Source organism: Acinetobacter lwoffii, assembly GCF_024129595.1.
Lineage (GTDB): Bacteria > Pseudomonadota > Gammaproteobacteria > Pseudomonadales > Moraxellaceae > Acinetobacter > Acinetobacter lwoffii_O.
This window is the reverse complement of record NZ_JAMXXS010000049.1, coordinates 1-14,927: the sequence shown is the minus strand read 5'-3', so window position 1 is coordinate 14,927 and position 14,927 is coordinate 1. Positions and strand designations below refer to the sequence as shown.

The following is a 14,927-nucleotide window of genomic DNA, read 5'->3' as shown; positions in this document are numbered from 1 at the left end:
CCAATTGCGAGTTGAAAAAGTCTAATGATTCTAATACACCTAACTTTTTCAACTAACTACAAATGTGTCGCACTTGGGATTTGAATCCGCGAAAAACAAAAACGATTAGCGTGTGTCTAAGTTTTCATTCACTAGTTTTTCACTTTCGGGAGTTTTGATTCATGCGCCCATCTCATGTTCAGTTTTTAGCAAAGACTGCAGTACTTGGTACTGCGATGGCGGGTGTCATGATGCTTTCAGGCTGCTCGAAAAAAGAAGAGACCATTACCCTGAATATCGGTTTCCAAAAATACGGCATATTACCTATTTTAAAAGAACGCGGCACGCTGGAAACCAGCTTAAAACAGCAAGGGGTCAATGTGAAATGGGTAGAATTTCCGGCCGGCCCACAACTGCTTGAGGGCCTGAATGTTGGCAGCGTCTCTTTTGGTGAAGCCGGTGAAGCACCGCCAATTTTTGCTCAGGCGGCCAACTCAAATCTGGTCTATGTGGCCAATCAGCCGCAAGCACCTAAGGCCGAAGCCTTAATTGTACCGAAAGATTCAACGATCCAGTCCATTCAGGATCTGAAAGGCAAACGGGTGGCCCTGAACAAAAGTTCAAACGTGCATTACCTGCTATTAAAAGTTCTGGAAGCCAACAAGCTGACATTCGGTGATATCGAAGTAATTTATTTACCCCCTTCCGATGCACGTGCTGCATTTGAACGTGGTGCGGTCGATGCCTGGGTGATCTGGGATCCGTTTTTTGCAGCTGCTGAACATCAGATTGGTGCACGTATCATTGCCAGCGGTGAAAATGTGGTGAGCAACCACCAGTTCTATCTGGCAGATCGCAAGTTCGCAGAAAGCCATCCTCAGGTGGTACAGGCGGTTGTCAATGAACTAAACCTGACCACGGACTGGGTCGCAAAAAATCAGGACGCTGCCGCTCAGCTCCTGCAAAAACCGACAGGTCTAACCGTCGATGTCTTAAAAACCTCTATTTCACGCATGGGCTTCGGTGTTAAACCCCTCACGACTGACGTGATTCAAAAACAGCAACAGGTCGCCGATGCGTTTTATGCGCAGCAGCTGATTCCACAAAAGCTGAATATTGATGCAGCAATTATTAAATAACAGCAGAATAATTCGAGAATAAAGATGAGTCATTTAAAAACAGTTTCTTATATCAGTTTAGCGTTATTGAGCTTTAGTCTGACTGGCTGTCAGAAACAGGAAGCACAGCAAAAGACTGCTGCAGACACCAAAGCAACACAACCGGTAAAAACCATTGCGATTGGCTTTCAGAAATCAGCCTTGAATCTGCTGGTGGCACGCGATGAAAAGCTATTAGAACAACAATTCCCGAATGCCAAAATTGAATGGAAAGAGTTTCCGGCAGGCCCACAAATGCTGGAAGCCTTAGCGGTCGGTGCAGTGGATTATGGCTATGTGGGAAATACTCCGCCTATTTTTGCACAGGCGGCAGACAAAGCCCTGAGCTACGTGGCCTTTGAAAAAGTGGCGGGAAATTCTTTGGCCGTGGTCGTGCCGAAAGACAGTGTGATTCAAAACATTCAACAGTTGAAAGGAAAACGGATCGCGGTTCAAAAAGGTTCAAGTGCCCATGAACTTCTGGCCAAAACCCTGGAAAAAGCCGGATTAAGCTGGTCAGAGATTCAAGCCATTTGGCTTCCCCCTGCGGATGCACGTGCTGCTTTTGACAAAAAAGCCATTGATGCCTGGGCAATCTGGGATCCCTTTCTGGGTGCAGCCGAGTTCGACAGCCAGGTTAAGGTGCTGATTGAATCCAGTGACTTTCCACAAACCTACTCCTTTTATATCGGCAATCCCGAATTTATTCGGAAGCATCCGGATAGCCCCGGGAAGTTTATTCAGGCTTTAAATGCCTCTGACCAGTGGATTCTTAAAAATCAGACTGTAGCTCTAGATATTTATCAGAAAAGTACTGGTCTGAAACCAGAAGTGGCGAAAGTTGCATTTGAGCGTCGTCTTAAACCTTCGCCGGTTCAACCTTTAACTCCGGAAGTGATAAAAGCCCAACAGAATATTGCCGATCTCTTCCAGCAGGTTCAACTGATTCCCAAAACCATCAGCGTCCAGCAACAGATCTAGTCGCCAGCAGCCACACATTGATGAACAAACAAGATGATTTAATTTAAGGAATATCACATGAAAATTTTCTGGTTTATCCCCACTCATGGCGACAGTCGTTACTTAGGCACCAGCAAGGGCGCACGTGTTGTAGATCATACCTACATGAAGCAGATTGCCGTTGCGGTAGATAACTTAGGTTATGAAGGGGTGCTAATTCCGACTGGCCGTTCTTGTGAAGATCCATGGTTAACCGCAGCCAGCCTGATTGATGCGACCAAAAAATTAAAATTCCTGGTGGCGCTGCGTCCAGGCGTGACCACTCCGGCACTGGCTGCACGTATGGCCGCGACCTTTGACCGCTTGTCCAATGGCCGGGTGCTGCTGAATCTGGTGACTGGCGGTGATGAACAGGAACTAAAAGGTGACGGCGTCTATGAAGATCACACAACCCGCTATAAAACGGCGACCGAATACACCACCATCTGGCGTGAAATTTTAAAACGCTCACATACCGGTGAAAGCTTTAGCTTCCATGGCGAACGCTTAAGTGTCGACGAGGCAAAATTACTGTATCCACCAATCCAGCAGCCACATCCGCCTTTATGGTTTGGCGGTTCATCGGATGATGCCATTGAGCTGGCCACGGATCAGGTCGATACTTACTTGACCTGGGGCGAGCCACCGGCAGCAGTCAAAGAAAAAATTGCAGTGGTAAAAGCCAAGGCTGCAGCTAAAGGTCGTGAACTGAATTACGGGATCCGTTTACACGTGATCGTACGCGAAACCAATGAGCAGGCCTGGGCGGCGGCTGAAGAACTGATTCAATATGTGGATGATGCCACTATCGCTGCAGCCCAAGCCAAGTTCAAATCCATGGACTCGGTCGGTCAGCGCCGTATGGCAGAACTGCACAATGGCGATCGCAGCAAACTCGAAGTTTCTCCAAACCTCTGGGCAGGTGTGGGTCTGGTTCGTGGTGGTGCAGGTACGGCACTGGTCGGCGATCCGGAAACTGTCGCTGCACGTATCCAGGAATATGCTGATTTGGGAATTAGCACCTTTATTTTCTCAGGCTATCCACATCTGGAAGAATCAATCCGTTTTGCCGAACTGGTATTCCCTTTACTTCCACTGGAAACCCAGCAAAAACTCACTCAACCAAACTTGACCGGTCCATTTGGTGAAATCGTGGCGAACAACTACACACCGGACGAGAACAAGCAGGCTGAGAAAATTAAGGAGTCTGCTTAATGTCAAAAGTCGTTTCCGTTGAAACCCTGGCCCAAAAGCAGGTTTCACGTGGAACAATTCTGGGGCAGCATCTGCTGCCCTGGCTAGTTCCAATTTTTTTGATTGCGATTTGGCAGATTACCTCTAGTACAGGCCTGCTGGAAAGCCGGATTCTGCCTGCACCGAGTGCGGTAGTTTTGGCCTTCTGGAATTTGCTACTCAGTGGTGAACTGTGGATGCATGTGCAAGTCAGTGCGGGGCGTGCCATCAGCGGATTATTGGTAGGTGGTGGTTTGGGCCTATTACTGGGCCTGTTAAATGGTTCATCCAGAACTGCCTCTACCCTGCTCGATACCACCTTGCAGATGATTCGGAATATTCCTGCACTGGCACTCATTCCCCTAGTCATCTTATGGTTCGGGATTGATGAATCTGCCAAATTGTTTCTGGTGGCGATTGGGGTATTTTTCCCGATTTATATCAATACCTATCATGGGATTCGTTCCGTCGATCCGCAATTGATCGAGATGGGCAAAAGCTATGGCTTAACTCGCTGGCAACTGTATAAAGAAATTATTCTGCCGGGTGCGATGCCGTCAATTCTGGTCGGACTGCGTTTTTCTCTAGGTCTGGTCTGGGTATTATTAATCGTGGCCGAAACCATTTCCGCCCAGTCTGGTATTGGTTATATGACCATGAATGCACGTGAATTTTTGCAAACTGACGTGGTTCTGGTAGGTATTTTATTGTATGCCCTGCTCGGCAAACTGGCCGATGTTCTGGCCGTGGCCTTAGAGCGATTCCTGCTGCGCTGGCATGCCGGCTATCAAAAATAAAGAATAAATGAGGAGCATGTGATGACTGATCTCAGTTTAGGGCGTCATGCCAATGACCCGATTGTGCCACTGGACCAACCTGCGGCAGAGATCAATCCTGCTGCAGTGATCGGTGCCGAAATTATCATTGAACAGCTGCACAAGTTTTACGGTTCGGTCAAGGTTCTGGAAGATCTGGACCTGCATATCCAGCCGGGTGAATTTCTGGCAATTGTTGGTCGCAGCGGTTGTGGTAAAAGTACCTTATTGCGCCTGATTGCCGATCTGGAACAGCAAAGCTACGGCGAAATCAAGTTTAAGTCAGCCCGGCATATTCGCGAAGGCATTACTACCGATGATATCCGGGTGATGTTTCAGGACCCTCGCCTGCTGCCCTGGCGCAGCATCGAACAGAATGTGCAGTTAGGCCTCGGCAAAGGGCAGCATGCCAAAGCTTCGCAAATGCTGGAAAAGGTCGGGCTCAAAGAAAAAGCTGGACTCTGGCCTTCACAACTTTCCGGGGGTCAACGGCAACGTACTGCCTTGGCGCGGGCATTGTCGCATCAACCGCGTATTCTACTGCTGGACGAACCGCTCGGTGCTCTGGATGCCCTAACACGTCTGGAAATGCAAAACCTGATTGAGCACCTCTGGACCGAACAAGGCTTTACCGCCATTCTGGTCACGCATGACGTCAGTGAAGCCGTGCAACTGGCAGACCGGATTATCTTGCTGGACAAAGGCCATATTGCCAAAGAGTTTAGAGTCAATTTGCCACGTCCCCGGCAAAAAAGTGTGACATTTGCAGAACTGGAACAGCAGGTCTTGCAGGCAGTTTTAGCGACCTGAATACCCACTCCAACCCAAAATCGCACATGGTTTTGGGTCTTATTCTTATAAAAAATACTTTTATCTCAATGAGAAGACATTTTCATCACTTTCATTTCAACATTATTCTTCTCCTCCATTGATGAAGAAAAAAGATGAATAAATGAAGTATTTTCAGAAACTTGAATTTTTCTCCCGGTGTAGATGCATTTAGCCTGTTTTAAATATTAATCTAGAGAATAAATCATCATTATTCAAAAAATTAGCCTGTGACTGTGTGCACAAATCTGATGATTTGCCGTACAATTGAGGATTCCCTTTTTCATTGTTTTTTATATTTGCTAATGGAACAAAAAAAGAGTACTCAAAAACGCAATCAGCTGCTAAATGCTGCACTAGACGTATTTTCCCTATATGGTTTTAATGGGGCAAGTCTGGATGAAATCGCACAAATTGCAGAAATGCATAAGTCGAATATTTTCTATTATTATGAAAATAAAGAAGCCCTGTATGTCGAGGTATTAACCACCGTTTTACAAAAATGGCTGGCGCCTTTACAAACCCTGGAAGCTGAACTTGAACCTGAAGAAGCGATCACCAATTATTTGATGCAAAAAATTGAAGTGTCGCGTACCCAGCCTAAAGCATCCCGTTTATTTGCTTTGGAGGTGATTCAAGGTGCACCGCATATTCTGGAAATTTTAAAAGGTCCGCTGAAAAAACTGGTCAAGCGTAAAGCCAAAGTAATTTCCAACTGGCAGGAGCAAGGCAAGATTTCTGCAGATATTGATCCTGAGTTACTGATTCTGAATATTTGGGCGATTACCCAGAACTATGCAGACTTTGCGACGCAAATGGAAATGGTCACGGGTAAAACTTTGCGTAACCGCAGCATGCAGCAACGCATTATCCAGCATACGGTACACATGATGTTATACGGCGTGATTCCACGCACGGATAAATAAGCAAGCGCTTCTGATTGGCACACGACCATAGCTGCTATGGTCGCCGAGCAAACTTGACCTTCCTATTTATTTTACCATTTGATATAAATCTAATAATTTTTTCGCACCCAATAACAGATTTTCTTCCCAATCCAGATGCGCAGTCTCATTGGCTCCATCACTAATGTATTTCACTGAAATCAGCCGAACGCCCAGCTTTTTACAGACTTTGGCCAAGGCATAGCCTTCCATATCGACCAAATTACACGCCACTTTTGAAATACCGGTTTCAAAGCTGTCGCCTGTGCCACAAATCCCTTTCGGCAAATGGTCAAAGTAAGACCCCAGCTCAATCGCACCCGGGAAATGCTGATCCATCGGGGTCATACCGACCTCAAAGCCGAGGGGTGAAACATCCATATCACGCTGTACAAATTGCGTGACTTCAACCAGTTCATGCGCATTGAAATGCGAACTCCCCGCGCTGCCCAAATTCAGCAAGGTACTGCAACCGGTGTTCTGAATTACCTCAAAGGCTTTAAAGGCCGCGTTGACTTTGCCAATCCCGCTGTAATGCACCTGAACGCCTTCTGCTTCAAACAAGCCTTTGGATTCATTGGATAGAGCCATGATGAGCGCCAGATCGGACATTCGAAACACCTGATATCAAGAAAAACCCTGACATTAGAAAACAAAAGCGGCTGAATGAAAAGCACCAGTGCTCTGATCAGACATCATCAATGTGTACAAAAACAAAACTGCTCAATTCTAAGGAAGATGAATTTTCAAGAAAAATATTGCATAAAAACACAACAGCAAGACGAAAGCGCGAGATTATGGCAATATATAGCCTCTCGATATTTCTAAGCACTTGATTTGCCCATGCAGCTGCTCCGTCTAAATGCTTTAGCCTCTCATTCTGAATTACCCAAAACTGCCGTGACCATCGGTAATTTTGACGGCGTGCATTTAGGCCATCAGGCGATGATCCGTCAGCTGCAACAGGTGGCCAAAGCACAGGGTTTAAAATCTGTAGTGATGATTTTCGAGCCGCAACCACTTGAATACTTTCAGGGTTATGATGCCCCACCGCGTATTTCATCATTGCGTGAAAAAGTTGAATATCTGACTGAGCTGGGTGTGGACTATATCGCAGTGGCGAAATTTGACCATACTTTTCGCAGCCTGACTGCAGAAGCTTTTGCCGACATTTTAAAAGAAAAACTGAATGCCCGGCATCTGGTCTTAGGCGATGATTTTCACTTTGGTAAAAACCGCCAAGGCAACAGCGAATTCCTGCGCAATTACGGGTTTGAAGTGACCAATTTAAATACCATTGCTCTAGATGGTGAACGGGTCAGTTCCACCCGGATTCGCCAGACCTTGCAAGCTGGTGATTTAGCCTTGGCCGCACAATTGCTGGGTCGTCCTTATAGCATTACTGGGCGGGTGCAATATGGCGATCAGATTGGTCGAACCATTGATTTCCCGACCATTAATGTACGGCTCAACCGTCATAAGCCCTGCCTGAAAGGAATTTATGGGGTGGAAGTCATTTGTGAAACCCAATCCTTAAAAGACAAAGTAAAAGCCGACTCTGCAACGCAAACCGGTATTGCGGGTTATGACCCGACTGCCCTGTTTGGGGCAGGTCATGTCGGCACACGTCCAGCCATCAAACAAGCACACCCAGAGTGGCGATTAGAAGTACATTTTCCAGATGTTTCTGCTAATCTGTATGGCCTGTTGATGCGGGTGACGTTCTTAAACTATTTACATGGCGAAAAGGACTATCCTTCGCTTGAAGCGCTAAAAGCCGGAATTGATGATGATGTCGAGAAACTGCTTGAGTTTCGTCGAAATCACCCCACATTTCCCTTTTAATATCCCATATTTTTATTGTAAAACGTGTCAGTGACATAACTGATTAGATTGGAAGATGACTTGCATGAGCGATAAGCAAACTCCTGAAAATGCAGTGGACTATAAAGCCACGCTAAACCTCCCAGGTACTGACTTTGCAATGAAAGCAAATTTGGCAGTACGTGAAGCGAAATGGTTAGAAGAGTGGTATGCCGACAACATTTATCAGCAGATTCGTGAATCGCGTATTGGCAAGAAAAAATACGTGCTTCATGACGGCCCTCCTTATGCCAATGGTCAAATTCATTTGGGTCATGCGGTCAACAAAGTACTCAAAGACATCATTATCAAAAGCCGTGTCATGGATGGCTTTGATGCACCGTATGTACCGGGCTGGGACTGTCACGGTTTGCCAATCGAACTCAAAGTCGAAGAAAAAGTCGGTAAAGTCGGCGTAAAAGTGGATGCATCTACCTTCCGTAAAGCCTGCCGTGAATATGCCTACACCCAAGTTGAGCTTCAAAAGAAAGACTTCGTACGTATGGGCGTATTCGGGGATTGGGACAATCCTTACTTAACGATGAACTTCAAACAAGAAGCTGACATCGTACGTTCATTGGGTGCAATCGCGAAAGCAGGTCATATCGAGCCAGGTCTGAAACCAGTCAACTGGTGTTTAGACTGTGGTTCATCACTCGCTGAAGCTGAAGTTGAATACGAAGATAAAAAATCTGACGCAATTGACGTCGGTTTCACGGTTGTAGACCTTGCTGATTTATCTGCACGTGTCGGCGTAGAAATCGCTGATCGTACGGATATCGTGATTTGGACAACAACGCCTTGGACCATGCCTGCCAACCAAGCGGTTGCATTACACGCTGAACTTGAATACCAACTGGTGAAAGCAATTGGTGAAGACAAAGCATCACAAAACTTCATCCTTGCGAAATCATTGGTTGAGTCTGCAACTCAGCGTTATGGCTTTACTGCATTTGAAGTGCTTGCTGAATTCACAGGTTCAAAACTTGAGAATTTAGTTCTTCAACATCCTTTAATTGCTGAACGCCAAGTGCCAGTGATCTTGGGTGAACACGTCACCGATGCTAGCGGTACAGGTGCAGTACATACCGCACCGGGCCACGGTGTAGACGACTATAAAGTTGGTTTACAGTACAACTTAAAAGTAGAAAACCCAGTCGGCGGTAATGGTGTGTATTTACCGACTTCGCCAATCTTCCCGGGCGAGCACATCTACAAAGCCAATCCAAAAATTATTGCAGCATTGACTGAAGCGACCAAGCTTTGGGCACATGTGGTGATCAAGCATAGCTATCCGCATTGCTGGCGCCATAAAACGCCGATTATCTTCCGTGCGACCCCACAATGGTTCATCAGCATGGATGCCAAAGGTTTACGTCAAGGCGCATTAAACGCGATTGAAAACGAGATCAGCTTTGTGCCGGACTGGGGTAAAAACCGGATTCAGGCGATGATTGAAGGTCGTCCGGACTGGTGTATCTCGCGTCAACGTACCTGGGGTGTACCAATCCCATTCTTCGTACACAAAGACACCAATGAATTGCATCCACGTACGCCTGAACTGATCGAAGAAGTCGCGAAACTGATCGAGCAGGAAGGGATTGATGGCTGGTACAATCGTGATGCATCTGAATTCATCGGTGTGGATGCTGAACAATACAACGCAGTTCGTGACACATTAGATGTCTGGTTTGACTCTGGTACAACGCACTATGCGGTACTGCGTGAACGTGAAGAACTGACTGATCCTGCTGATTTGTACCTTGAAGGTTCAGACCAGCACCGTGGCTGGTTCCAGTCGTCGTTATTGACCTCGATTGCGATTAACGAACGTGCGCCATATAAAGGTCTATTGACTCACGGTTTCGTCGTGGATGAAAAAGGCCGCAAGATGTCCAAGTCGATCGGTAACGTGATCACGCCGCAAGACATCATTAAAGATATGGGTGCGGATGGCTTACGCTTCTGGATCGCATCAGCGGACTACCGTTATGAAATGACCGCGGGTAAAGAAATTTTTAGCCGTGCCTCTGATGGTTACCGTCGTATCCGTAACACGCTTCGTTTCTTGCTTGCTAACCTGAATGGCTTCAAACCATCAACAGATGCGCTTCCTGTAGATCAATTGATCGCGCTGGATCAATACATTCTGCAACGTGCATCTGAAGTGCAAGAAACCATTAAGAAAGCATACGAAGATATGAACTTCCATATCGTAACGACTGCTCTGACTAATTTCTGTATCAATGACTTGGGTGGTTTCTACTTAGACATCATCAAAGACCGTCAATACACCACGAAAGCGGATTCGCAAGCACGTCATTCTGCACAAACTGCGTTGTATCACTTGGTACAAGCATTCGTGCGTTGGATGTCACCAATCCTGAGCTTCACTGCACAAGAAGCTTGGCCGTTAATTCCTGAGCAATCAGAGAAATACGTGTTCACGGCTGAATGGTATGATATTCCTGTGGCTTCAACTGCAAATGTAGTATCTGAAGCTGAATGGCAAACGCTCATTGCCGTGAAATCTGCAGTAAACAAATTCATTGAAACTGCACGTACCGCGAAAACTGTCGGTTCTAACTTGTCTGCCAAAGTTGAACTTTGGGCAAATGCCGAATTAAAAGCAGTGCTAGATAAGTTAAGTGATGAGCTTCGTTTCGTACTGATCACATCACAAGTGATCGTCAATGAGTTTGATGCAGCACAAGGTGAAGCGTCTGATCTTGAAGGCTTGAATGTGAAAGTTTCAGCAGCTGATGGCGAAAAATGCGTACGTTGCTGGCATGTATTACCAGATGTAAATACACATTCTGCACATCCTGGTCTATGCGGTCGTTGTATCATCAACCTTCCTACAGGCCAAGGCGAAGAGAGAAAATATGCCTAATACCCACACCAAAAAGGGCTTATTCCAGTTCTATCCACATAATTTATGGTGGGTTGGACTGGCCATTCTGGCGATCATTCTGGATCAATGGACCAAATGGATTGCAGTGACAAATCTGAACTATGCAGATCCTGTTCCTGTGCTGCCCTTTTTAAATTGGACACTGCTACATAACTATGGCGCTGCCTTTAGTTTCCTGTCCGATGCCGGTGGTTGGCAACGCTATTTCTTTACTTCACTGGCAGGTTTAGTGTCTGTAATCTTTGTGTTTTGGCTGATGCGCATGCCAAAAGACATGAAAATTTTACCATTGGCGATTGCCCTGATTCTGGGTGGTGCCATCGGTAATTTAATCGACCGGGTCAGCCTCGGCTATGTAGTCGATTTTATTCATGTGTATTACCAGAACAGCCACTTCCCTGCGTTCAATATCGCAGATAGTGCTATTACTGTAGGCACTATTCTGATGCTGATTGATACCTTTTTCTTAGAAAAACATCGAATTCAACGGGCGCAAGCACAACATGACTGATTTTATTCATCCTAACGAAGAAACCCGGGTTGCAGACGGTTCTAAAGTCGAGCTGCACTTTTCTGTCGCAATCGAAAATGGCGTAGAAATTGACAATACCCGTAGCCGTGAAGAACCGGTCAGCCTGGTGATTGGCGATGGCAATTTACTGCCTGGTTTTGAAAAAGCACTGTTTGGTTTACGTGCCGGTGACCGTCGTACGGTGAGCCTGCCTCCAGAAGATGCTTTTGGTCCCTGGAATCCAGAAAACATCCAGAAATTTGATACGGTGAAGTTCGGAGAACGTCCAATCGAAGGTCACATGATCGAGTTTGAAGACAAAGCCAAAGCCACCCTGTATGGCGTGGTGAGATCGGTGAATGATGACATCACTGAAGTGGACTTTAACCATCCATTGGCAGGCAAAAACATCACCTTTGAAGTGGAAATCTTCAAAGTGACACCTGCGGGTCAGCAAGGCATTAAACTGATGTAAGACATCAGCTAATTAACTGATTTTAAAAAAGCTCCTTCGGGAGCTTTTTTATATTCCGGATACAAATCATCTCTAGTCACCTTCCTGAAATCTGATTAATTTAATTTGATGATCAGACCCGAAGAAAGGATGAAACATGAAAATTTATATTGTGGTTGGGAGTGTGCGTGAGGGACGTACTGCGATTAAAGTGGCGCACTGGGTACTGCAGGAAATTAAAAGTTATGCCTTTAGCACTTTAGAAACTGAAATTGTCGATCTAAAAGAATGGGATCTTCCGCTGTTTTCTGGTGCTCATCCGCCATTGACCGGGATTTATGATCAGCCCAAACAGCAAGACTGGGCCGACAAGATTGCACTCGGCGATGCCTTTATTTTTGTCACACCTGAATACAATCATGGCTATAGCCCTGCCCTGAAAAATGCCCTGGACTATCTCGGCAAGGAATGGCAAAGCAAACCGGCAGCTTATATTGGTTATGGCGCGACCAATGGCTCACGTTCGATTGACCAGATTCGTCAAGTCGGCACTCAACTTGGACTGGTAGATACCAATGCCGTGATCGAAATCCGTGACATCTTTGCACGCAACAAAGATTATTCCTTCCAAGGCAATGAATTTGATAATAAAAACTTAAAAGCTGTAGTGGATAGACTGATTCAATATGTCAGTGCTTAATGACTGGACGACAGCCCTGTACGTTTTAGCCTACATGCAGCGCAGAGTTTAGCCGCTATGCAGTCATTTTATGCGAGGCTATAGTGAGTACATAGACAGACAGGAAGTCTGCAAAGCGATACGACAACAATAAAAAGCGCCAATCAACAGGAAGTTGACAGATTAGACAGGAGTCAGATCTGAGAAGCAAATCCAGAAAAGCCTCGACAGGATGTTGAGGCTTTTCTGTTTAAACTTTAGGTTTAACTAGAGTAGTGATCGGAATGCATCAAACATCAACCTTAAAGCCGAGATCAACATCACAGGCGGCCTGCCCTCCCCGGATCTCCCAATTTTCTAGTGCACTTTCTCTCAGATGAATCAGAATATGATCTGCAGGAATGCCGATTTCTCCGAGACTTTTGACCATCTGCTGATACAAATTGCGCTTGGTCTCCAGACTGCGGCCAGCAAAACAGTCAATACTGATCAAGGTAAAATATTCAGGCTGAGCTAAATGGCTCATATAATGAAAACGATGCGCTTCATGCACGACCAGACGAATATTACGATCATATTCAGGCAGCTGAAAGGCAGTTTTCACACAATGAAATACGCTGTTAAGCAATTGTTCCTCAACTGCTTGAGGATATTGTTGCCGAACTTCAATTTGAATCGTAGGCATAGGAGTTTCCTTTTTATTATTTTATGGACGTTTTTATTTATATCAGTTGATGCATATCAAAAGAGTTTTCTCTCGCTAACATACAGCAAAATCATCACCGCAGTTTATGATTTGGTCAGATGATCATTTTGAAACAGTATTTTTAAAATTATCTTTTAAAATTCGGCTGTCGGCTTTGACCTACAATCCATGCAGTTAAACTGCCCTATTGCGTTGTATCGCTTCAGGCTATATTCAGATCATACCAAGACAGGAAGTCTTGTAAGAAAAATAAAAAAATTCACGTAGCAGGATGCTGATCGGTATAACAGACATTATACCTTTAACAGAATATGAAAAGGCCTTCACAGGATGTAGAGGCCTTTTTCTTTCATGCCAGCATCAGCTTAAAAAAATTTTTATTCAGATGGTCAGCTTATTCAATATTTCATATTTAGATAAGCATCCTAAAAGCAGAGGATTAAGGTGCTGTCATTTTTAACAGAGCTGCTTGCGGACCATCTTGAATCACCCACAGTGAACCATCCTGTGCCTGAGCAACCCCGCGAATCCGCTCTTTCATATCCAGACGCTGAACTTCTTTCACTGGGGTCTGGTTCGTATCCACAATCACAATCGCCTTGGAAGACAGACCGGTCGCAATCGCCTTATTTTTCCATTGCGGGAAGACATTAGCCGTATAAAATATTAAATCTGAAGGAGAAATTACCGGAGTCCAATCCAGTGCCGGGGCTTCAAATTCAGGTCGGGTACTGTGATCAGGAATGGGCTTGCCATCATAATGATTGCCATTAGACACTAACGGATAACCATAATTTTTAGCTTTGACAATCTCGTTCAGTTCATCGCCGCCTTTCGGTCCCATTTCGATCACCCAAAGCTGCCCTTTCGGATCAAAAGCCATGCCTAGAGGATTACGGTGTCCAAGACTCCAGACCTGCTGAGCAATTTTACCCTGAGTCATAAACGGATTATCGGCAGGGATTGAGCCATCATCATTCAGGCGAATAATCTTACCGGCATTAGATTGCATGTCCTGTGCAGGGTTGAATTGCTGACGTTCTCCTGAACTGATCCATAACTTACCATCCGACCCAAATACAATCCGATGGGCATAATGTCCCTGGCCAGAAAATTTCGGCACTTGCGTCCAGATCCGTTTAATTTGTGTCAGTTGAGGGGTGGCTTGATTTAAATCCAGTTTGCCACGGATTACCACTGCACCATATCCACCCTGGCCTTGTTCGGCATAACTCAGATATACCCACCGATTCTTTGCAAAATCTGGATGTAAGGCCACTTCACCTAAACCACCCTGGCCTCCATATGCGACTTGAGGTATGCCTTTAACTTCAATTTTTTTCTTGGTATTTGGATCAAAGAGCTGCAATTTTCCTTTACGCTCAGTAACCAATAGCCGGCCATCATTTAAAGTAGTAATCGCCCATGGTTCATTAAATTGAGCAACCTGTTCGGTCTTATATTTTTGCAAGTTTGAAGAGACTGCATCCGATTTGGCAGCTGATGTAGAGGTCTCTTGAGTACTTCTAGAAGATGAATTCTCTGCATGACAGGCAGTAAACGCTAAAGCACAACAACTGAGTAGAATTTTTATTTTAAATTGCGACAACATTATCTTCTCCATACTGATTTATTGTTCAAATTAAAATCAAGATACAGAATTCCTGATGTAAATTCAGCAGAGAAAGGTAAATAGATACATTTTAAAAGCTATAAAACGATTTAATTTTGAAGTTTTATTTATATTTTTTACACATAAAAAAATCCCCCTCTGCTAATGCGGAGGGGGACTTTCGAATAATGAGCTGGCGATGACTTACTCTCACATGGGTAACCCCACACTAC

14 protein-coding genes are annotated in these 14,927 nt (G+C 45.2%); 11 read left to right on the top strand and 3 right to left on the bottom strand.

Annotation, left to right across the window (positions count from 1 at the left end; all coding sequences use genetic code 11):
• Positions 1–161 precede the first annotated feature (161 nt).
• The 6 genes from NI466_RS14610 to NI466_RS14585 all read left to right on the top strand — a co-directional run bounded on the left by NI466_RS14610 (position 162) and on the right by NI466_RS14585 (position 5,937).
• Entirely contained in the window at positions 162–1,118 is a 957-nt protein-coding gene (locus NI466_RS14610; RefSeq protein WP_253173924.1) for a sulfonate ABC transporter substrate-binding protein, read from the top strand.
• 24 nt (positions 1,119–1,142) lie between these two features.
• Positions 1,143–2,117, top strand: coding sequence for an aliphatic sulfonate ABC transporter substrate-binding protein (locus NI466_RS14605; RefSeq protein ID WP_253173923.1), 975 nt, complete (start codon positions 1,143–1,145; stop codon positions 2,115–2,117).
• 57 nt (positions 2,118–2,174) lie between these two features.
• Positions 2,175–3,350, top strand: coding sequence for an FMNH2-dependent alkanesulfonate monooxygenase (gene ssuD, locus NI466_RS14600; RefSeq protein ID WP_253173922.1), 1,176 nt, complete (start codon positions 2,175–2,177; stop codon positions 3,348–3,350).
• Positions 3,350–4,165 carry an aliphatic sulfonate ABC transporter permease SsuC gene (gene ssuC / locus NI466_RS14595; protein WP_222112419.1) on the top strand — a complete coding sequence of 272 codons (816 nt, stop codon included), beginning with the start codon at positions 3,350–3,352 and terminating at the stop codon, positions 4,163–4,165. Before ssuD ends, ssuC begins: the two co-directional genes overlap by 1 nt.
• Positions 4,166–4,186: 21 nt before the next feature.
• Positions 4,187–4,993, top strand: a complete 807-nt coding sequence (locus tag NI466_RS14590) for an ABC transporter ATP-binding protein (RefSeq protein WP_253173921.1) — start codon at positions 4,187–4,189, stop codon at positions 4,991–4,993.
• 323 nt (positions 4,994–5,316) lie between these two features.
• The gene (locus tag NI466_RS14585) at positions 5,317–5,937 is read left to right on the top strand and encodes a TetR family transcriptional regulator C-terminal domain-containing protein (RefSeq protein WP_004281222.1); all 621 of its coding nucleotides are present in this window, start codon (positions 5,317–5,319) and stop codon (positions 5,935–5,937) included.
• 66 nt (positions 5,938–6,003) lie between these two features.
• Here the strand turns inward: NI466_RS14585 and NI466_RS14580 are convergent, their stop codons facing one another.
• Positions 6,004–6,567 carry a 5'-methylthioadenosine/S-adenosylhomocysteine nucleosidase family protein gene (locus tag NI466_RS14580; RefSeq protein WP_253173920.1) on the bottom strand — a complete coding sequence of 188 codons (564 nt, stop codon included), beginning with the start codon at positions 6,565–6,567 and terminating at the stop codon, positions 6,004–6,006.
• 231 nt (positions 6,568–6,798) lie between these two features.
• On the opposite strand from NI466_RS14580, the gene ribF reads away from it, so the two are divergent.
• From ribF to NI466_RS14555, 5 genes are all read left to right on the top strand, one after another.
• Positions 6,799–7,800, top strand: coding sequence for a bifunctional riboflavin kinase/FAD synthetase (gene ribF / locus NI466_RS14575; protein WP_180087190.1), 1,002 nt, complete (start codon positions 6,799–6,801; stop codon positions 7,798–7,800).
• A gap of 64 nt (positions 7,801–7,864) precedes the next feature.
• A complete protein-coding gene (ileS, locus tag NI466_RS14570; protein WP_253173919.1) occupies positions 7,865–10,711 on the top strand; it encodes an isoleucine--tRNA ligase in 2,847 nt (948 codons plus the stop codon).
• The gene (gene lspA / locus NI466_RS14565) at positions 10,704–11,243 is read left to right on the top strand and encodes a signal peptidase II (RefSeq protein ID WP_004281218.1); all 540 of its coding nucleotides are present in this window, start codon (positions 10,704–10,706) and stop codon (positions 11,241–11,243) included. The genes ileS and lspA overlap by 8 nt, the downstream gene beginning before the upstream one ends.
• On the top strand, positions 11,236–11,718 hold the full coding sequence (locus NI466_RS14560; RefSeq protein ID WP_004281217.1) for an FKBP-type peptidyl-prolyl cis-trans isomerase: 483 nt from the start codon (positions 11,236–11,238) through the stop codon (positions 11,716–11,718). Before lspA ends, NI466_RS14560 begins: the two co-directional genes overlap by 8 nt.
• A 136-nt stretch (positions 11,719–11,854) precedes the next feature.
• On the top strand, positions 11,855–12,397 hold the full coding sequence (locus NI466_RS14555) for an NADPH-dependent FMN reductase (protein WP_253173918.1): 543 nt from the start codon (positions 11,855–11,857) through the stop codon (positions 12,395–12,397).
• 268 nt (positions 12,398–12,665) lie between these two features.
• Here NI466_RS14555 and NI466_RS14550 read toward each other — a convergent pair whose 3' ends face one another.
• Positions 12,666–13,061: a tautomerase family protein gene (locus tag NI466_RS14550; protein ID WP_039902475.1), complete on the bottom strand. Its 396-nt coding sequence runs from the start codon at positions 13,059–13,061 to the stop codon at positions 12,666–12,668.
• A gap of 460 nt (positions 13,062–13,521) precedes the next feature.
• Positions 13,522–14,694: a PQQ-dependent sugar dehydrogenase gene (locus tag NI466_RS14545; RefSeq protein WP_253173917.1), complete on the bottom strand. Its 1,173-nt coding sequence runs from the start codon at positions 14,692–14,694 to the stop codon at positions 13,522–13,524.
• Positions 14,695–14,927: the final 233 nt, after the last annotated feature.